Genomic DNA, 19,790 nt, shown 5'->3' on the forward strand with positions numbered 1-19,790 from the left:
ATGAACTGACTAATTTCCCAAAGTATATTATACAATTTTTGTTGTCCATTCCTCACAGTTCCATATATCAGTAACTATATCATTATAAAATTCAGGTTCATGACAAACTAAAAGTATACTTCCTTTATATTCCTTTAAAGCTCTCTTAAGTTCGTCTTTTGCCTCAACATCAAGATGATTTGTGGGCTCATCTAATACCAATATATTTGTTTCTCTGTTTATAAGTTTGCACAATCTTACTTTTGCCTGTTCTCCACCACTTAAGACTACAACTTTACTTTCTATATGTTTTGTAGTAAGTCCACATTTAGCTAGTGCAGATCTAACTTCATATTGGGTAAAGCCTTGAAACTCATTCCACACTTCTTCTATACAAGTATTATAATTATCTTTTTTTATTTCCTGTTCAAAATATCCTATGTTCTGATAATCCCCCAATGTCACAGAGCCAGAAATTGCAGGTATTTCTCCTAATAAACTCTTTAACAGTGTGGTTTTCCCAAGTCCATTAGCTCCTACTAGTGCAATTTTTTGTCCTCTTTCCATTTTCAGGTTCAGAGATTTTGATAAAGGTGTATCATAGCCTATTTTTAAATTATCAGTTTCAAAAATAAGTTTTCCAGAAGTTTTAGCAGGCTTAAAATTAAATTCTGGTTTTGGCTTTTCTTGAGTGAGTTCAATCTTCTCCATCTTGTCTAGTTTTTTCTGTCTTGCCTTTGCCATACCGGTAGTTGCAACTCTAGCTTTATTTCTTGCTACAAAGTCTTTTAATTTAGCTATTTCTGCTTGCTGCCTCTCATAAGCTGCTTCCAGTTGTCTTTTATTGGCTTCATATACTCTCATAAAATCATCATAATTTCCTGCATATCTAGTAAGTTTTTTATTTTCTACATGATATATAAGATTAATTACACTATTAAGAAATGGAATATCATGAGAAATTAATATAAATGCATTTTCATAATCCTCTAAATATCTCCTTAACCATTCTATATGCTTTTCATCAAGATAATTTGTAGGCTCATCTAAAAGTAATATATCTGGATTCTCTAGCAGCAACTTTGCCAAGAGCACCTTAGTTCTCTGCCCTCCACTTAAATCTGTCACATCTCTATCTAGTCCTACATCTGCAAGTCCCAGCCCCTTAGCTACCTCTTCTATCTTAGCATCTATCATATAAAATCCATTGTTATCCAATAAATCTTGTATATTTCCCATTCTATCAAGTAATTTTTCTAAAGTTTTTTCATCTGCTTCAGCCATCTTTTCTGTTATTTTCATAAGTTCATCTTCAAGCTCAAACAAATATTTAAAAGCTCCCTTAAGTACATCCCTTATACTTTTACCCTTTTGAAGCTGTGCATGCTGATCCATATATCCTACTCTTACGTTGTTAGACCATTCTATTTTACCTTCATCAGGCATAAGTTTTCCAGTTATTATATTCATAAAAGTAGATTTACCTTCACCATTAGCACCTATAAGACCTATATGTTCTCCTTTTAGCAACCTAAAAGATACATCTTCAAAGATTGCTCTATCACCAAAACCATGATTGATATTTTTCACTGTAAGAATACTCATATTTCCCTCCAAATTTCACATGCTAGTTATCCGCGATAATTCATTACACTAAACAGTTTAAATTAGCTTAATAACTATGTCAAAAGAAATTTTTATCCATAACAGCAAAACTTTTACCCACTATTTTATTGTAATTATTCCATCCTTATATTCAGGAGCTGCGTCAACTATATTTTTTTGACAACAATACTCTAAATCTTTAGAAAGTCCCAGTTGCTTAATCTTTTTGTAATGATTTGCATATTTTATGAAGCTTTTTACATCTGTATTTTTTTCATATATGTATAAAGATGTAGTAGCAATATCCGATAGGCTTATTGGATGTCGTTTCTTTAATATACTTATTATATAGCCACTGCATATAAAATCATCAATAGAGAACTCCCCATTAGTTCCTGCATTTATAATAACTACATCCTCATTATAATCAATAAGTTTTTGTACAACTGCTTCAGCATTTATCATAGCTGCAATAATTATATTTTTTGCTTTAATACTGGCTTTTATAGCTCTGGTACCATTACTAGTAGTCATTATAAGAGTTTTTCCCTTAACTTTTTCTTCATTATACTCTAATGGCGAATTTGAAAAATCAAATCCCTGTATTTTTATGGCATCTCTTTCTCCGCCAAGTATATATTCATTTCTATGCTTTTCTGCTATTTTTACAGCTTCATCCACAGTAAGAACAGGTATTACTCCTTCACATCCATTCTTAATAGCTGTTACAATTACTGATGTAGCTCTCAACATATCTATAACTACAACGGATTTATTTAATATCTTTTTTTCTTTAATATCATCGGCAGATATTATTATATCGACCTTCATATTATTCGCCTCCAATAAAATTATATTTTATACTATAATTTTTTAAAATGACAAAAAGAAACAATTAGTAAAATGCAAAATAAATTTACACCTAACTAATTATTCCTTTAAAGATATATTCAAATTATTGCTTATTCTCTCTCCAAACTAAAAAGGCTATTACAAAAACAGTGGCATCCTTAAAATTTCTTATGTCAAAGCCTGTTTCCTTTTCAATTTTGCATAATCTATAAATTAAAGTGTTCCTATGAATATATAGTTTTCTTGCAGCATCAGTTATATTTAAACCACAATTGAAAAATTCTTCTATAGTATTTATCATCTCATAATCAAATTCATTAAATTTTTTATTAAAAATACTCATTAATTCCTGTTTAGTCTTTATATTTAAATAGTAAACTACTTTTTCAAAAAGTAACTTATTATAATCTAATATATCTTCTTTTAAAGAATATATTTTCCCAAGTAATAGGGCTTCCTTACTTTCATTAAAACACTTTATTAAATCTGATTTATTATAACAAATACTACTGAAACTTATCTTACACTTTATAAACAAATTTGAATTTATAGCATCTCTTATGGACTTGGTATGCTCTCTAACTTCTGTAAAACTGCCTATTATTATAATTTTATCATCATCTATTAAACTTATTATATCTTCTTCATCTTTATAAATCTGTTTAATTAAAGTTAGAGCTTCATATATATTCTTATCTACACTTACAAGTAATACAAAACATCCTTGTAATAAAAAAGGTATTATATCACATATTTTATCATTTGATATATCTTTACCGTATAACACATCCATAAGTATTTGCTCTTTTGTTAAATACATTTCTTTATATTTATTTTCAATTATATACTTTAATAAATTAGAACAAGATGAAAATTTATGTTCTAATTTAATTTTTCCTCTATTTTTACATATAGACACAGGAACAGATATTATATTAGAATTTTCCACAAATCCTTTACTTGTAAATATTACATATTCATCTTCAGATATAATGCTAAAATTAATTTTAGTATTGTTACTTAGATCCTGTAGAAAATTCTTAAATTGTTCCATAAATTTGCCTCCTAAAATATAGTCTGCTCTGTTTCTTTATCAAACACATGTAATTTATCGTTATTAAAAGCTATCTTTATAGTATCCCCTACTCTAGCCTTAGAACTGCCATCTACCTTTGCAGTAAAATTAGCCTTTCCTTTATTTAAATATAAATAGGTTTCTGCTCCCATAAGTTCTGTTACAGTAACTTTAGCATCAATACTGCTATTACTGTGCTTTTCAATAAATTCATTATCATCATCTATATTTTCTGGTCTTATTCCCATAATTACTTCTTTCCCTAAATAACCTTTTTCTTTAATAATCTTACTATGTTCTTCATTTAGTGGAATTGACTCCTGCTCAAAATTTAAACTTAACTTACCAGCATTTTCTACAACCTTGGCATCTATGAAATTCATTTGAGGACTTCCTATAAAACCAGCAACAAAAATATTTACAGGATGATTATACAATTGTTGTGGTGTATCTACTTGCTGTACTATACCATCTTTCATAACTACTATTCTCGTTCCTAAAGTCATAGCTTCAGTTTGATCATGGGTAACATATATAAATGTTGTTTCAAGTTTTTTATGCAATTTTGCTATTTCCGTTCTCATCTGTACTCTAAGCTTTGCATCAAGATTTGATAAAGGTTCATCCATTAAGAATACCTTTGGCTCTCTTACTATGGCCCTACCCATAGCTACCCTTTGTCTTTGTCCTCCTGATAAAGCTTTAGGCTTTCTATCAAGCAAGTGTTCAATATCTAAAATCTTTGCTGCTTCTCTAACCTTCGTATCTATAACATCTTTAGGAATTTTTCTAAGTTTTAAACCAAAGGCCATATTATCGTAAACAGTCATGTGCGGATATAGTGCATAATTCTGGAATACCATTGCTATATCTCTATCTTTTGGTGAAACATCATTTTTCAATTCTCCTCCAATATATAATTCACCTTTAGAAATATCTTCCAATCCAGCTATCATCCTAAGTGTAGTTGATTTTCCGCAACCTGATGGTCCTACAAACACAATAAATTCCTTATCGGCTATTTCGAGATTAAAATCCTTTACAGCTGTAACATTACCTGAATAAATTTTATATATATGTCTCAATGATAAATCCGCCATTGAAAAAACCCCCTTAAGTTAATTTACTTTATGTTTATATTTTAAATCAATAAAATACTTTTATCTATTTGCAAAAGTAACAAAAGTATTTTATTTAATTTGTATAAAAATACAAACCCTGATAAATATTTTCCGACTTGAGTCTATTGTCAATGGCATTTAAAATCTCCCACTTTTTTATACTCCATTTAGGTTCTACTAAAAGACTTCTTGGAGCATCTCCAGTAAGTCTATGAATAACTATGTCCTCTCTAAGGATACTTATAGCTTTACATACAACATCTATATACTCCTCTTGACTCATAAAGTTTAGTTTACCAGCCTCATATAATCTCATTAAAGGAGTATATTTCATTAAATGTAAAAGATGCATTTTAATCCCTTGAATATCTTTTTTACTTATATACTTTATAGTATCAAGCATATCTTTTTGGTTTTCTCCAGGGAGTCCAAATATAGTATGGACAACTACATCTATATTTTTCAGTCTAAGCCTTTCAAGTGCCTTTTCAAATACATTTAAATTATACCCTCTGTTAATCAATTTAGCGGTATCATCATGTACAGTTTGTAATCCAAGTTCTATCCATAGGTAGGTTTTATTATTATATTCTTGTAATAAATTTAGTATATCATCATCTATACAATCTGGTCTTGTTGCTATAGCTAATCCTACTACATCTTCCTGGGCTAAAGCCTCATCATATTTAGCTTTTAAAGTGTCAATATCTCCATAAGTATTAGTATATGCTTGAAAATAGGCTATATATTCACCTTTTTTCCATTTCTTCTTCATCATATTCTTTATATCTTCAAATTGTCTGCTGATTGAAAACTTTCTGTTTCCAGCAAAATCACCAGAACCTCTCTCACTGCAAAAAATGCATCCTGTATTACTTATTTTCCCGTCTCTGTTAGGACATGAAAACCCTCCATCCAAGGATATTTTGAATACTTTTTCCCCGAATTTTTCTTTTAAAAAACTATTCAAACTGTAATAGTGCTTGCCATTCCACTTGGAAATCTTATCTGAACAAAATTCTCCTTCTATGATATATACCTCATTTCTGTTTATATTATAAACCTCATAAATATAATATCACAAAAAATTATCTTATAGCTATTTCTTCAAACTACTTAAATCACTTTCATTTACTTTTTTAGGTTTATATTCTTCCATATCTAATTGCCAAGTTCCCACCATATTTTTTATACTATTGTCATTATTTTGACCATTCTTTGGAGTAACTTTATATACAAGACCCTCTTCTACAAAATTTATAATATCTACATTTACTTTATCCATAGGATAATTATCTTCAAATTTAAATGATATAATTTTACCATTTTTATTTAAATATACTCTTATGGAATTTCCTAAATTGGCTTTAGAGTATTGTACGGCCATATATATCTCATCCTGAGAAAAAATCAAATTTTTTATATTCGCTCCAGGAATTACGTCAATTGGCCTAATCTCTTTACCTATTGGTGTTTCTGGCTGCATTTCACTTTCTCCAGAGGTTCCAGTTCCATTACCTCCGCCTCCGGAACTCTGAGAATCCCCAGTTCCACCTTGTGTAGCCATGGATTCATCAAAATGTACAATTTCTATAAAAGGATTGTCACCTTTTGTTGTTATTATTTGTGAAGTTCCATCATAGGACATAGCACTAATTCCAAAATCTTTTAATCCTACAGGTATTTTATCAATTTTTGCTTTATCATCTTGAGTATAATAATATCTAGGAATACTCTGCATATTTGTTACAAGATTAGTTTTTACAGCATTTTTAAATCTAATTCTTATCTGTCTTCCATTTAATGAGTTTAGGTTATTACTTGAATAGCTTTCAAAACTTTCACTCTGATTTTCGATATCTATACTTTTAATTTTATATTCACCTTTTTCTCTTATAACTTTAAAATTTTGTATTTCTAATGATGAGTAGGGTATCTTGCTATTAATTTTTGTTACTCTTACATATATATCCGCCATATCTTGGGCCTGTGAAACTTCATCAAATTTATATCCGTTTATAATTACATCCTGCTGCATTTTTTCAACATTATCTTTTTTAAAAGTGCTGCTATAAAACTTAGACATTTCCTTTATATCATTTTTCATATTTGCAGTCATATATTTATTCACTACTCCAAAAGCCTTTGCTATATCAAACTCTTTTAACTCACTAGTCTGACTTACATGACTTTTACTACATGAAACTGAACTTATAAATATGCAAATACATATAATGCCTAAAAATATCTTTTTCATATAATTACCTCACTTTATAAAGAATTTTATAATAGTTTTCCACAAAATATAAATTTCATTTATAAAGTTTTATATTATTTTATTACAATATTTTTATTTATCATATATTGGTAATCTATATCATACTAATATATAAAAATTAATATATTTTAAATTATCTATCTAAACTTAGTGGAATGCAAACTCCTACTAAGTAAACATTGATATTAATCTAATTAATTATATTTAAATACCATATTTAACTTGGAGGTATAGTATGATAAAATCCATAAATATAATTTTTCAAATTGCTGCTGTATTTATAGGTACTATAGTAGGTGCAGGTCTTGCTTCCGGGCAGGAAATAACACAATTTTTCACTGCTTTTGGATATAAAAGTTTTATAGGTCTTATAATTTGCATGATTATGTACATATCCTATAGCTTTATGATTATAAATCTTAGTAAAAAACATAATTTGAATTCCTATAAAGATTTAATAAATTTAGTTAGCCCAGGTTTTTTAGGTAAAATAACTGACATATTAACAAGTTTTTTTATGATAAGTGGTGCAGCTATAATTCTTGCAGGCAGCGGGGCATTGTTGCATCAATACTTTGGAATGCCCACATTGATAGGAATATTATTAATGTCAATTACAGCACTAATTATATTATTTAGAAATACTAAAGGATTAGTTGAGATAAATTCTTTTATAGTCCCATCTCTTCTAATAATTATAACTACTATTTTTTTATTGTATATGTTTTTTTCGGGACATGCTGTTAATATAAATCATATAAAAACTATACCTTATAATAAAAATTACTGGTTTCTATCCTCAATTATATATGCCAGCTTTAATATATTATCTTTTAGCGGTGTTTTAGTACCTTTTAGCCAAGATGTAAAAAATAAAAAATATCTTATAATTGGTACATCATTGGGAGCACTAGGTTTAACTATTCTCTCTTTAATGATAAATTTTATGTTATTAACAAATATACCCTATATATTCAACTATGATATTCCTTTACTATATATAGCCAATCGTTTTGGTAAAATAGTTCAAATATTGCTTCTAAGTATAATATGGTTTGAAATGTTCTCAACGGAGGTATCAAATATATACAGTGTATCAAAAACACTAGAGCAATCTTTCAAAATATCTTATAATAAAGCAGTTATATGTATAATAATGTTATCTATTCCAATATCACAAATAGGATTTAAAAAACTTATAAATTTTTTATATCCTGCATTTGGTATAATAAGTTTCATATTTTTAGTACAATGCATTATATTTTATAGAAAAAATATTTAATTTTTGTAATTATACTACAAAGGTTATATAATTAATTCATATGTTAAATTTATAAATTAAAATCCATGAAATGAAGGTATGCTTAATGTTACAAATGCTAAAAAATTGTAAGCTTTGCCCAAGAAATTGTAATGTAAATAGATTAAAAAAAGAGAGAGGTTTTTGTAATTCAGATGACACTATCAAAGTGGCAAGAGTTTCTCTTCACCCTTGGGAGGAACCTTGTCTTTCTGGAAAAAAAGGTTCGGGAACTATATTTTTTTCTAATTGCAATTTAAACTGTGTGTTTTGTCAAAATCACCAAATAAGTCAAGAAAATATAGGAAAAAGTCTTTCTATAGAAAGACTCAGTGAAATATTTATGGAACAGCAGAAAAGAGGTGCCAGTAATATTAATTTGGTAACTCCTACCCATTATGTTCCACAAATTATAGAAGCCATTAAATCCGCTAAAAAATCTGGCTTGAATATACCAATCTTATATAATAGTAGTGGATATGAAAATATAGACACACTAAAAGCCTTAGATGGATACATAGATATCTATTTACCTGATTTGAAGTACATGAATGACAAGTACGCATTAAAGTACTCTAAAGTTAATAACTATTTCAATTTTGCGTCAAAAGCAATAAGTGAAATGGTAAGACAGTGTCCTAATCCTAAATTTAATGAAAAAGGCCTAATGATAAAAGGTGTAATTATAAGACATTTAATGCTTCCGGGGCTCCTTTTTGATTCAAAAAAAATAATAGACTATATATTCACTAGCTTTAATAATAGTGTCTATATTAGTCTTATGAATCAATACACACCTACCTTTAATTCAAAAAAATATCCTGAAATTAATAAACCTTTAAATAAAAAACATTATGAAAGTCTTATAAACTATAGTTTAAGTTTAGGAATTAAAAATGGTTTTATACAGGAAGAAGGTACGGTAAAAGAAAGTTTCATACCCCAATTTGATTTAAGAGGGGTTTGAAGCAAGTTCTTAATTCAGATGGGGATTCTTTTACTCCATCTGAATTTTAGAACTGCAAATGCATGGCTTACTTGGCGTCGAACTCCCACTTTCACAGAGTGCGTGGTAGTCTTACGCCAAGTTAGTCAGGTGAAATAATTTTTATATCTTATATTTTTTAAGTTCAATTTCAAAACTTTCTATGAGATTTTTAAATTGACCAACATTATCCGTTAATTTTTTAATCTGATTAGTATAATTAATTACGTTAGCACTTACTTCTTCTGATGATGCAGAATTTTCCTCTGCTATGGCTGCAAGAGATTCTATATTATCATATATACCTGCTATTGAATCCGCTTCAATATTCAATCTTTCTGCAGTCTTTATCATAGCCTCTGAAACATTTCTAACGGCTATTTTTGATTCATAACTCAAATTTCTTACTTTTTGTAATGAATCTATCTCATCTTGAAGCACATCATATTGACTTCCTATATTACCTGTAAGCCCCTCAATATCACCAACAAAATTTCCTAGGCTAATATTTATTTCTTCTACAGCATCTCTCGTTTCTTCTGCTAACTTCCTTACTTCTTCCGCAACCACACTAAAACCTCGTCCAGCTTCTCCAGCACGTGCAGCTTCAATGGAGGCATTTAAAGCTAATAAATTAATCTGCTCTGATATATCTGAAACTATAGATATAATACCCTTAATATTTTTTGCCTCTTCACTTAACTCATTTCCCTTATCTTTAACTTCCTTAAACTTAGTTAAAGTATTCATTATATTTTTGCCAGTATCATCTACACTTTCATAACTATTATTAATTTTGCTGATAGCATTTTCTAGTTTTTCTTTATTTTCATTTTGATCTTTCACTACATCCTTTAAAGATTCTATATTTTCATTTAAAATTGTAGCACAATCCTGAGTATTATTAGCTTGATCTACAGCTCCACCTGCTAATTGCTCTACTATACCAGATATCTGATTAGATGTAGTACTCATAAATTCTGAAATGCTATTTATATTTTTTACAAAAGTATTTATTTCATCTGTTATTCCCTTAATACCAACAAAATCCTTACAAATTATCTTCTCATGGTCTATTATGTTATCGTAAATTTCTTGAAAAAAATCTGAGGTTTGTATGCTACTATTTACAACAAAATCATGATTACTTATCTTTTGTAATTGCTGCTGTATAATTTTTCTAGGCCTCAATAAAATCTCTGTTCCTATAAAAGAGGCTAAAGCCGCAATAATAGCAGCAACAATAGCTCTTACAATGTTGCTTGTCCCAATTATAGGAATAAACAATATACCAGAAATTATAAATGTAAATATTGCTGACTTAACTCCTATATTTTTTACAAATCCTAAAGATAATAACTTATTAAATGTAAATTTCTTTACATAGTATATATCTTTTTCAAAATTAATTTTTAATTTAGCCGAGCTATCCGTTCTCTCAATTTCATCTATAGTTATATTCTCTTTAAAAAATTCTGCACTACCATTTAGTAATCCATACAAGTAATCAAACATTCCTCTTTTAGATTCATAAGTAAAAATGGCCTCTTTAGCAGCTATAGCTTCGATTGATACAATTGGCGGTTTTGCACCTGGAAATCTTTGAGTCATCACTACATGAATATCAAAAAGTGATCTTAAAAATGAATACAAATTATCATGTTGAAAAAATGCAGGGAAATCATTAAAAAAGGACAATATATTATCTCTTCCTATTTTGCCCCAAATTTCTTTAATACTGATGTTAGTCTCATTCGAAATATATTTTATTAGATCATTTACCTGTTTATCGTCAACATTTTCAAGAGGTGAAAATATTTTTTCACTGCCAAATCCTATTTGATTCATGGCATTATCAATTACAGAATCTCCATAGAGCTTTCTGCACGTCCTTATCCAAGTTGCAACTACAGTTCCCTTCATGCTTCCCAACTCCTAATATTTATAATAAAATTTCCAATTTATCAAGCTTTGCCAATGGTTTTATTTCTTTTATGTATACTGTTTGCGTTCTAACTCCACTGCCGCTATTGCTGACAAGTAATAACTTACTAGAATCTAATTTTTTAACCTGCCTTATGATTTTATTTCCGTTGTATTCTAATAAACATAAGGAATTACTTTCTATTTCATTAATTGTATGTGCAAAAGCAACATCGCCTCTCGCTATTCTAAAACCTATCATATCATCATCTTGAATTTCCATAAAAAATACTTTATTCTGAGGATAGCCTTCTATTTTATTGGAAACTACAGGAAGCGACCTTGAAGAAATTACTGTCTTTAAATCAGTTTTATAAACTGGAACATTTTTTAATATGGATTCCAATGCATCATTCCAAACTGGATTAATAATGTCTTTCTTTTGCACAGTTTTCTTTGGCACATTCTTAGGGATATAATTATCTTCTTTATCTTCTACGTACATATTAATATCATCTAAATCTTTTCCAAATATCTTTGAGATTCTCTTAATGATAGCCTCATTAGCAACTTTTTTCCCTGTCTCAAGTTCATTTATGAATCCTTCTGAAACACCTAGTTTCTTTCCCAAAGTTTTTTGTGTCAATTTATTTTCGTTCCTCAATATTCTGATTTTTTCTCCAACTCTAGACACATGTATCACCCCTTACTTTTTCGTTTTTCCACCCATTTTCTTTCTTGTACTAAATGTTCTAATAATTCATCAAAAGTCCATTTAATAGAGGTTGGGGTTACTACTGCAAATATAGTTTTTTTATCTATATTATTTCTAAATATCTTTATAGTTTTTTCAAGTTCCTCATCAGTCAGATTATTAAATAATACTACTTTTTCATGGTTTACATTTCCATATGCTAATGGAAGTTTAACACCCTGTATAATATTTTCTACAGTCATTTTCCCGCTATGTCTGTCTATTACTTTAAATTTCACAAGATTATTATCTAATATAAGTTCGCCTATATTTACAATTTCTTCTTGGCTAAAACCATATATTAAAATCAATTTATCATTATTAAGTACCATTTAACCCCTCACCTCTTAAAACAATAGTATTATAATATTTTAAAGTACAATATCCCTAAATTCTTTCTGGCTCGTCATAGTCTTTTCCAAAGGTATCTACAGTTACCTCTTCCATTATAATATTCTCTACAGGTTTATCTCTATAATCAGTTTTTACCTTTGTTATATTTTTAGCTACATCTAATCCCTCTATTATTTTTCCAAATCCAGCATACTGCCTATCTAAATGTGGAGCATCTCCTACCATTACGAAAAATTGACTTCCTGCCGAATCAGGTGACATAGCTCTTGCCATGGACAATACTCCCTCTGTATGCTTTAAATCATTTTTAAATCCATTAATTTCAAATTCTCCCTTAATAGAATACCCAGGATTTCCAGTTCCAGTTCCATTAGGGCATCCTCCTTGTATTACAAAGCCCGGTATTACTCTATGAAAAATCAATCCATTATAAAACCCTTTTTTAATGAGGCTTATAAAATTATTTACTGTATTCGGTGCTATATCTGGATATAGTTCTGCTTTCATTATCTCACCATTTGATAGTTTTATTGTAACAATAGGGTTCATATTTATCTCCTCCATTATTTCTATTTTATATTTTTCAATAGTCTGTGTATTTTATAATTATTATACACTAAAATCAGTAAAAACATAATAAATGTATTTAATAGCTGCACTTATTATCAACGAATCTTACTTAGTTGAAATTTGTAGTACCACTAGTTGTAGGATAATTTTAAAAGTTTATTGCTAAGCTCCATAATTTCTTTACTTTCAGAAGAGTTTATCATTTGTACTTTACCTTTTTCACCACTTACATTTAATAAATTTAATGTAATAAGTTTTCTCTTTAATTGTTTAACAGTACCTATGCTTCCATCTATTATTGGCACATTAGGTATAAGCTTAGATATTTCATCTTTTATAAATGGATAATGTGTACATCCTAAAACAATTGCTGCTATTTCATTTTGTATGTAACTAGATAATTTATCTTCCAAATAATTCTGAAGCTTATTTCCACTTAAAATTCCAGCTTCTATCAATTCAGCAAGGCCAGGGCAAGGTACTGGTATTATATCCGACTTACCATTATATTTTTTTAATAGATTATTAAATTTTTTTTCAGACAAAGTTACAGGTGTAGCCATAATTAATATTTTACCCATTCCCTTAATTTCTACTGCAGGTTTTAAAGCTGGTTCTATACCAATTACAGGAATATTGGAATATTTTTTTCTTAAATCCTTAATTGCTGCACTAGTAGCTGTATTACAGGCAACAACCAATGCTTTTATATTTTTTTCAACAAGAAATTGGGCAACATTAAAACTTAATTGTCTTATTTCATCAACAGATTTATCTCCATAAGGCGCATTCTTAGAATCACCATAATAAATAAAATCCTCCTTTGGCAAAATCCTTATTGCTTCTTTCAAAACACTTATTCCACCAACACCTGAATCGAAAAAACCTATAGGTCTATTTCGTACATCCACAATATCACCTCAAGTCACACATTAAAACAAAAATTTATTATAAATTTCCATATTATTATAACTCATATACGTTTTTTCTTCTACAGTTAGTGTTTTAGTATATAAGCAAATTAAAGGGATATCCCTTTAATTTGCTTATATACTAAATCTAATTTTACAACAATAGCAATATCTCCATTTAAAATTAACAAATCTATATGTTTAATAAAGTTTAGTTAAAAAATTTGTTAATTATGTTGTATATATTTAATAATTATATTATAATTCAATCATACTAGCATTTATTGTGTAATGTAATTGTTATAATTAATTATTATTATACATATGATAAACACATTAAAAATACTATTTTTGTTCTAGTTTTTTATTAAAATATTGACTATTAATAGTCTTAATCTTTTAAAAATGAAAGGGGATTTTGTAATGAGCAACACAGCAGAAATTTTTGGTTCAAATTCATTTAGTGATTCAGTCATGAAGGAACGTCTTCCTAAAGCTACATATAAGGCTTATAAAAAGGCAATAGAGAAAGGTCTTGCTCTTGATTTAGATTCAGCAAATGTAATAGCTTCTGTAATGAAGGATTGGGCTGTAGAAAAAGGAGCTACTCACTTCACTCATTGGTTCCAACCATTAACTGATACTACAGCAGAAAAACATGATTCTTTTATATCTCCAACAGGAGATGGAAAAGTAATATTAGAGTTTTCAGGAAAAGAACTAATAAAAGGTGAACCTGATGCATCTTCTTTCCCTTCCGGTGGAATCAGAGCTACTTTTGAAGCTAGAGGTTATACTGCATGGGATATAACTTCTCCTGCTTTTGTAAAAGATGGAACTTTATATATACCAACTGCTTTTACTTCTTATACAGGTGAAGCACTTGATAAAAAGACACCTCTTCTTCGTTCAATGGAAGCTTTATCAAAACAAGCTCTTCGTCTTTTAAAGGCACTTGGAAATACTACTACTAAGAAAGTTATAACAACTGTAGGACCTGAACAAGAATATTTCTTAGTTGATAAAGACTTATATGAAAAACGTCCAGATCTTATATTCACTGGTAGAACTTTATTTGGTGCAAAATCTCCAAAGGGCCAGGAACTTGATGATCATTATTTTGGAACAATAAAAGAAAGAGTTTCTTCTTACATGAAAGAACTTGATGAAGAACTTTGGAAACTTGGAGTTCTAGCTAAAACTAAACATAATGAAGTTGCTCCTGCACAGTTTGAATTAGCTCCAATATTCGGGACAACAAATGTTGCAACTGATAACAATCAGCTTACAATGGATCTTATGAAAAAAGTTGCAGTAAGACATGGTTTAGTTTGCCTACTTCATGAAAAACCTTTTGCAGGTATAAACGGATCAGGTAAGCACAATAACTGGTCAATGAGTACTGATGATGGTCAAAACCTTCTTGATCCAGGTGAAACACCACATGAAAACACTCAATTTTTACTATTCTTAACTTCAGTTATAAAAGCTGTTGATGAATATTCAGATTTATTGAGATTATCTGCTGCTAATGCTGGTAACGATCACCGTTTAGGTGCTAATGAAGCTCCTCCAGCAATTATATCTATATTCTTAGGAGATCAGCTTGAAGATATAATAGAACAAATTGAAAAGGGAACTGCCACTACTTCAAAAACAAGCGGCAACTTAAGTCTTGGTGCTTTAACTCTTCCAGTACTTTTAAAAGATGCAACTGATAGAAACAGAACATCACCATTTGCATTTACAGGAAATAAATTTGAATTCAGAATGGTACCATCTTCAGGAAATATTGCTGATCCTAACATTGTTTTAAATACATCAGTTGCTGAAGTACTTTCTGAAGTAGCTGATAGATTAGAAAAAGCATCTGACGTAAATTCAGAAGTTCAATCTATTCTTACTGAAATTGTTAAAGAACATAAGAAGATTATATTCAATGGAAATGGTTATTCAGACGAATGGGTAGCTGAAGCTGAAAAAAGAGGTCTTCCAAATGTAAAAACTACTGTAGAAGCTACAAAAGCTTTAATTGCTGAAAAAAATGTAAATTTACTTGAAAAACACAATGTATTAGATTCAACTGAATCACATGCACGTTATGAAGTTATACTTGAAAATTATGCTACAACTATAAATATAGAAGCTGAAACAGCGCTTTTAATAGCAAAACGTCAAATTTTACCTTCTGTTATTAAATTTGAAACTAGTTTAGCGGGATCAGCTGCTGCTGTAAAAGCTGCTGGCGTAGATGCTAAAGTTCAAACAGAATTACTTACTGAAGTAGCTGATTTAGCGGCTTCCTTAAAGGATAAAATTGTTAGCCTTGAAGCTTCACTTGAAAAAACTCAGGGATTATCTGGTGATGCTTATGATGTTGCTTATGCTTACAAATTCGACGTATTCGAAAAAATGGATGAATTAAGAGAAGTTGCGGATAAACTTGAAACTATAGTAGATGCAGAATTCTGGCCATTACCATCTTATGGTGAATTATTATTCGGTCTATAATTTTAGATAAAGAAAAGGAACTGTCTATGAGATATTAAAGACAGTTCCTTTTCTTTTTGATTAAAGTTAATTCATCAAATAATTTAGTAAATATTATTTGATCATATTCTTAGATTTTTCTGTACATACCCTAACTGCTTCTATTACAGCACTTCTAAATTTATTTTTTTCAAGACAATAAACTGCCTCAATAGTTGTACCACCAGGTGAACATACTTCATCTTTTAATTGTCCAGGATGCTTACCTGTTTCCAGCACCATTTTAGCTGATCCTAATACAGCCTGTGCAGCCATTTTATATGCTTTTTCTCTAGGTAGTCCTTCTAATACTCCACCATCTGCAAGAGCCTCTATAAACATATATACAAGAGCTGGTGATGATCCTCCTACACTAGTTACTACATCCATTAATTTTTCTTCTACAACTTCCGACCTGCCAAAAGCTTTAAAAATATTTAAAACTAATTGCATTTCATCATCTGTTACCTCTCTGTTTCTACATAATGATGCCATTCCTTCTCCTACTAATGCCGGCGTGTTTGGCATGGCTCTTATTGTCTTAATATCTCTTTCAAAATACTTTTTAATATCTTCTATACTTGTTCCAGCTGCTATAGACACAATAACTACATTTTTTTTAACTGAATCTTTAATTTTGCCAATTACATGAGCATATTTATTAGGTTTAACTGAGAGTATTAGTATATCAGCAAATTCTGCTACTTTTAAATTATCATTGGTAGTTAATACCTTAAACTTCTCCTTAACCTCTTGTAGCGATGGATTTGATGGATTACTTACCATTATTTTTTGTGGCGAATACAGTTTAGAAGTTACAATACCACCTATCATAGCATTTGCCATATTTCCACAACCTATGAACCCTATATTTTTAGTCATTTTCACGCCTCCTCTTGTGCATTGAAAAAATATCTGTTAATATGATATAATTAATTTTATTATATCACATTTTTTTACAAAGTTTTACGAGTAAACTTAATTCCTTAATTCATATAAATTAAATTTATTGAAAGGATAAAGCTTAATTAGCTTTTTACATAGGTATAAAAATGAATACTAGAAAAGAACATATAGATAAAGCAAAGAAAATTGTAGTAAAAGTAGGTACTTCAACCCTTACTCATGAAAATGGGCTACTAAATTTTGATAGAATAGATAAGCTAGCAAGGCAGCTTTCAGATCTTCACAATCAAGGTAAAGAAGTAATTCTAGTAACTTCTGGTGCCATTGGTGTTGGTACTGCAAAGCTAGGAATAAAGACAAAGCCCGAAACTATACCTGAAAAGCAAGCAGCTGCTGCCATTGGCCAAGGTATTCTTCTTCACATTTATGAAAAGTTCTTCGCAGAGTATGGTCAAATAGTTGCTCAAATTCTACTTACTAAAGATGATATAAACAATAAGACAAGATACAATAATGCCCAAAACACCTTCAATGAACTTTTAAGTCAAGGAGTCATACCCATAGTAAATGAAAATGATGCCATTGCCATACATGAGATAAAATTCGGGGATAATGATACCCTTTCTGCTCTAGTTGCAAGTATAATTGATGCTGATCTTCTTATATTACTTTCAGATATTGATGGTTTATATGACTCAGACCCTCGATCAAATAAAGATGCTAAGCTTATATCTCACGTAGAAAAGATTACAAATGAAATTGAAAGCTTTGGTGGTGGTTCTGGTTCAAAACTTGGTACTGGCGGCATGTACACCAAGATAAAAGCTGCAAAAATTGCAGTAGAACATGGTGTATCAATGATAATTGCAAATGGTTCTGATGACAATGTAATAAAAGATATAATTTCAAATAAGGAAATAGGCACTCTGTTTTCAGCGCAAAAATAGAATATTTACAATAATGGAGGTTAACTAAATGAATATTAATGATTATGTAGTTGAAAAAGCTAAAAATGCTAATTTAGCTGTGCGAAAGCTTGGAACTCTAGATACTAATATAAAAAACAATGCATTAATTGCCATGGCTGAAGCCTTAGAAAAAAACAAAAATAACATTTTAAAGGCAAACAGCATAGACATAGAAAATGCTAAAAAAGCCGGTACCACCACAGCACTTATTGATAGATTGACCTTAAATGAAAAGAGAATAATCGGTATGGCAGAGGGACTTAGAAGCGTAGCTGCACTGCCTGATCCAATAGGTGAAGTTACTGGTATGTGGAAAAGACCAAATAATTTAAATATAGGTAGAATCAGAGTACCTCTCGGCACTATAGGCATAATTTACGAAGCAAGACCAAATGTAACCGTGGATGCTGCAGCATTATGCCTTAAAAGCGGTAATTCTGTTGTTCTAAGAGGCGGCAGTGAAGCTATAAATTCTAATCTAGAAGTCTATAAAACCATTAATGATGCGGCAATTAAAGCAGGTCTTCCAAAGGGATCCATTGAATTTATAGATATAACTGAACGAGAAGCGGTAAATATTCTTATGAAACTCAATAAATACGTAGATGTACTTATCCCAAGAGGTGGTGCTGGTTTAATTAATAATGTAGTAAATAATTCTACTGTACCTGTAATCCAAACTGGCGTTGGAAACTGTCATGTTTATGTTCACAGTGATGCTGACCTACATATGGCAGAAAACATAATAGTAAATGCAAAAACTCAAAGACCTGCTGTATGTAATGCTATGGAAACATTACTTGTTCATAAATCAGTAGCTGATAAATTCCTTCCTAAGCTTGGAGATACTTTAAGGGCCATAGGTGTGGAAATAAGAGGTTGTAGTGAAACTCAAAAAATACTTCCTTATGCAAATCCTGCTTCTGAGGAAGACTATGAGATAGAATTTTTAGATTTAATATTAGCTGTAAAAGTAGTTGATTCTTTAGATGAAGCATTAGATCATATTTATAAATACAGCACTAAACACTCTGAATCCATAATAACAAACAGCTATGAAGCTTCTCAGCGTTTCTTAAAAGAGGTAGATTCAGCTGCTGTATATGTAAATGCCTCTACAAGATTTACAGACGGAGGAGAATTTGGTTTTGGTGCTGAAATAGGTATAAGCACTCAAAAACTTCATGCTAGAGGTCCTATGGGGTTAAATGAGCTTACCACTATTAAATATATAATATATGGTAATGGTCAGATAAGAAAATAAGTTTATAAATATTATATAACTATATAATATTTTTGTGGAGGGCTATGCTTTGTATTTTAATTATTATGGTATAATTATGGGTTTAGTAATGCTTGTTGCCACAGGTATAGGTCATATTATTGTCATTAAAGGAGAATATCACTTTGGAATGAAATTATGGCCTGTATTTCTTATAATAGGAATATTATCTTCAGTGGCTTCTATTATATTAAAAAATTTACTTATTTCAGGAATCCTTGGTATTATAGGTGTAACTTTCTTATGGGCTATTTTAGAACTTTTCAAACAAAAAGAAAGAGTACAAAAGGGTTGGTTCCCTAGAAAAAAATAATATAAGCGTCAAATAAGGAATGATTAAATTTACATCATTCCTTATTTGATACCTATAAAAATAATAACAATTATGTTTCATCAGC

The 19,790-nt window shown here is 29.7% G+C and carries 18 protein-coding genes; 6 read left to right on the forward strand and 12 right to left on the reverse strand.

Going from position 1 to position 19,790, the window contains the following annotated elements:
- Nucleotides 1-27: 27 nt before the first annotated feature.
- The 6 genes from CLPA_RS18430 to CLPA_RS18455 form a co-directional block, all read right to left on the reverse strand.
- The gene (locus tag CLPA_RS18430; protein WP_003447640.1) at nt 28-1,584 is read right to left on the reverse strand and encodes an ABC-F family ATP-binding cassette domain-containing protein; all 1,557 of its coding nucleotides are present in this window, start codon (nt 1,582-1,584) and stop codon (nt 28-30) included.
- Nucleotides 1,585-1,704: 120 nt separating this feature from the next.
- Nucleotides 1,705-2,415: a 2-phosphosulfolactate phosphatase family protein gene (locus CLPA_RS18435; RefSeq protein ID WP_003447643.1), complete on the reverse strand. Its 711-nt coding sequence runs from the start codon at nt 2,413-2,415 to the stop codon at nt 1,705-1,707.
- Between the two features lie 124 nt (nt 2,416-2,539).
- Nucleotides 2,540-3,490: a PucR family transcriptional regulator gene (locus CLPA_RS18440; RefSeq protein WP_003447646.1), complete on the reverse strand. Its 951-nt coding sequence runs from the start codon at nt 3,488-3,490 to the stop codon at nt 2,540-2,542.
- Nucleotides 3,491-3,501: 11 nt separating this feature from the next.
- Nucleotides 3,502-4,611, reverse strand: coding sequence for an ABC transporter ATP-binding protein (locus tag CLPA_RS18445; RefSeq protein ID WP_003447648.1), 1,110 nt, complete (start codon nt 4,609-4,611; stop codon nt 3,502-3,504).
- 94 nt (nt 4,612-4,705) lie between these two features.
- Nucleotides 4,706-5,602, reverse strand: a complete 897-nt coding sequence (mnmL, locus tag CLPA_RS18450; protein WP_003447650.1) for a tRNA modification radical SAM protein MnmL/YtqA — start codon at nt 5,600-5,602, stop codon at nt 4,706-4,708.
- 129 nt (nt 5,603-5,731) lie between these two features.
- Nucleotides 5,732-6,889 carry a hypothetical protein gene (locus CLPA_RS18455; protein WP_003447653.1) on the reverse strand — a complete coding sequence of 386 codons (1,158 nt, stop codon included), beginning with the start codon at nt 6,887-6,889 and terminating at the stop codon, nt 5,732-5,734.
- Between the two features lie 256 nt (nt 6,890-7,145).
- Here CLPA_RS18455 and CLPA_RS18460 point away from each other — a divergent pair, with 256 nt between their 5' ends.
- Together CLPA_RS18460 and CLPA_RS18465 are read left to right on the forward strand one after the other, a co-directional pair.
- Nucleotides 7,146-8,192, forward strand: a complete 1,047-nt coding sequence (locus CLPA_RS18460) for a YkvI family membrane protein (protein ID WP_003447655.1) — start codon at nt 7,146-7,148, stop codon at nt 8,190-8,192.
- Between the two features lie 85 nt (nt 8,193-8,277).
- On the forward strand, nt 8,278-9,177 hold the full coding sequence (locus CLPA_RS18465) for a radical SAM protein (protein ID WP_003447656.1): 900 nt from the start codon (nt 8,278-8,280) through the stop codon (nt 9,175-9,177).
- A 141-nt stretch (nt 9,178-9,318) separates the two neighbouring features.
- Here CLPA_RS18465 and CLPA_RS18470 read toward each other — a convergent pair whose 3' ends face one another.
- From CLPA_RS18470 to murI, 5 genes are all read right to left on the reverse strand, one after another.
- On the reverse strand, nt 9,319-11,118 hold the full coding sequence (locus tag CLPA_RS18470; protein ID WP_003447659.1) for a heme NO-binding domain-containing protein: 1,800 nt from the start codon (nt 11,116-11,118) through the stop codon (nt 9,319-9,321).
- A gap of 19 nt (nt 11,119-11,137) precedes the next feature.
- Nucleotides 11,138-11,812 (reverse strand): helix-turn-helix transcriptional regulator, encoded by a 675-nt coding sequence (locus CLPA_RS18475; RefSeq protein WP_003447661.1) that lies wholly within the window; start codon nt 11,810-11,812, stop codon nt 11,138-11,140.
- A gap of 5 nt (nt 11,813-11,817) precedes the next feature.
- Nucleotides 11,818-12,204: a DUF3783 domain-containing protein gene (locus tag CLPA_RS18480; protein WP_003447663.1), complete on the reverse strand. Its 387-nt coding sequence runs from the start codon at nt 12,202-12,204 to the stop codon at nt 11,818-11,820.
- Nucleotides 12,205-12,259: 55 nt separating this feature from the next.
- The gene (locus tag CLPA_RS18485) at nt 12,260-12,775 is read right to left on the reverse strand and encodes a peptidylprolyl isomerase (protein ID WP_003447665.1); all 516 of its coding nucleotides are present in this window, start codon (nt 12,773-12,775) and stop codon (nt 12,260-12,262) included.
- Between the two features lie 152 nt (nt 12,776-12,927).
- Nucleotides 12,928-13,707, reverse strand: a complete 780-nt coding sequence (gene murI / locus CLPA_RS18490) for a glutamate racemase (protein WP_003447666.1) — start codon at nt 13,705-13,707, stop codon at nt 12,928-12,930.
- Nucleotides 13,708-14,130: 423 nt separating this feature from the next.
- Here murI and CLPA_RS18495 point away from each other — a divergent pair, with 423 nt between their 5' ends.
- Nucleotides 14,131-16,218, forward strand: a complete 2,088-nt coding sequence (locus CLPA_RS18495; RefSeq protein WP_003447667.1) for a glutamine synthetase III family protein — start codon at nt 14,131-14,133, stop codon at nt 16,216-16,218.
- Between the two features lie 93 nt (nt 16,219-16,311).
- On the opposite strand, the gene proC is transcribed toward CLPA_RS18495, so the two are convergent.
- On the reverse strand, nt 16,312-17,118 hold the full coding sequence (proC, locus tag CLPA_RS18500) for a pyrroline-5-carboxylate reductase (protein WP_003447668.1): 807 nt from the start codon (nt 17,116-17,118) through the stop codon (nt 16,312-16,314).
- 170 nt (nt 17,119-17,288) lie between these two features.
- Here proC and proB point away from each other — a divergent pair, with 170 nt between their 5' ends.
- The 3 genes from proB to CLPA_RS18515 are packed head-to-tail and all read left to right on the forward strand — an operon-like array spanning nt 17,289 to nt 19,705.
- The gene (proB, locus tag CLPA_RS18505; RefSeq protein ID WP_003447669.1) at nt 17,289-18,089 is read left to right on the forward strand and encodes a glutamate 5-kinase; all 801 of its coding nucleotides are present in this window, start codon (nt 17,289-17,291) and stop codon (nt 18,087-18,089) included.
- 28 nt (nt 18,090-18,117) lie between these two features.
- Entirely contained in the window at nt 18,118-19,374 is a 1,257-nt protein-coding gene (locus CLPA_RS18510; RefSeq protein WP_003447670.1) for a glutamate-5-semialdehyde dehydrogenase, read from the forward strand.
- A 49-nt stretch (nt 19,375-19,423) separates the two neighbouring features.
- Nucleotides 19,424-19,705: a DUF4491 family protein gene (locus CLPA_RS18515; protein ID WP_003447671.1), complete on the forward strand. Its 282-nt coding sequence runs from the start codon at nt 19,424-19,426 to the stop codon at nt 19,703-19,705.
- Nucleotides 19,706-19,790: the final 85 nt, after the last annotated feature.

Origin of the sequence: Clostridium pasteurianum DSM 525 = ATCC 6013 (genome assembly GCF_000807255.1) — a bacterium.
GTDB lineage: Bacteria > Bacillota > Clostridia > Clostridiales > Clostridiaceae > Clostridium_I > Clostridium_I pasteurianum.

What these genes read in the sequence shown, in the direction of transcription:
- CLPA_RS18430 (WP_003447640.1), bottom strand. Translation starts at nt 1,584, where the DNA reads ATGAGTATTCTTACAGTGAAAAATATCAATCATGGTTTTGGTGATAGA.
- CLPA_RS18435 (WP_003447643.1), bottom strand. Translation starts at nt 2,415, where the DNA reads ATGAAGGTCGATATAATAATATCTGCCGATGATATTAAAGAAAAAAAG.
- CLPA_RS18440 (WP_003447646.1), bottom strand. Translation starts at nt 3,490, where the DNA reads ATGGAACAATTTAAGAATTTTCTACAGGATCTAAGTAACAATACTAAA.
- CLPA_RS18445 (WP_003447648.1), bottom strand. Translation starts at nt 4,611, where the DNA reads ATGGCGGATTTATCATTGAGACATATATATAAAATTTATTCAGGTAAT.
- CLPA_RS18455 (WP_003447653.1), bottom strand. Translation starts at nt 6,889, where the DNA reads ATGAAAAAGATATTTTTAGGCATTATATGTATTTGCATATTTATAAGT.
- CLPA_RS18460 (WP_003447655.1), top strand. Translation starts at nt 7,146, where the DNA reads ATGATAAAATCCATAAATATAATTTTTCAAATTGCTGCTGTATTTATA.
- CLPA_RS18465 (WP_003447656.1), top strand. Translation starts at nt 8,278, where the DNA reads ATGTTACAAATGCTAAAAAATTGTAAGCTTTGCCCAAGAAATTGTAAT.
- CLPA_RS18470 (WP_003447659.1), bottom strand. Translation starts at nt 11,118, where the DNA reads ATGAAGGGAACTGTAGTTGCAACTTGGATAAGGACGTGCAGAAAGCTC.
- CLPA_RS18480 (WP_003447663.1), bottom strand. Translation starts at nt 12,204, where the DNA reads ATGGTACTTAATAATGATAAATTGATTTTAATATATGGTTTTAGCCAA.
- CLPA_RS18485 (WP_003447665.1), bottom strand. Translation starts at nt 12,775, where the DNA reads ATGAACCCTATTGTTACAATAAAACTATCAAATGGTGAGATAATGAAA.
- CLPA_RS18495 (WP_003447667.1), top strand. Translation starts at nt 14,131, where the DNA reads ATGAGCAACACAGCAGAAATTTTTGGTTCAAATTCATTTAGTGATTCA.
- proC (WP_003447668.1), bottom strand. Translation starts at nt 17,118, where the DNA reads ATGACTAAAAATATAGGGTTCATAGGTTGTGGAAATATGGCAAATGCT.
- proB (WP_003447669.1), top strand. Translation starts at nt 17,289, where the DNA reads ATGAATACTAGAAAAGAACATATAGATAAAGCAAAGAAAATTGTAGTA.
- CLPA_RS18510 (WP_003447670.1), top strand. Translation starts at nt 18,118, where the DNA reads ATGAATATTAATGATTATGTAGTTGAAAAAGCTAAAAATGCTAATTTA.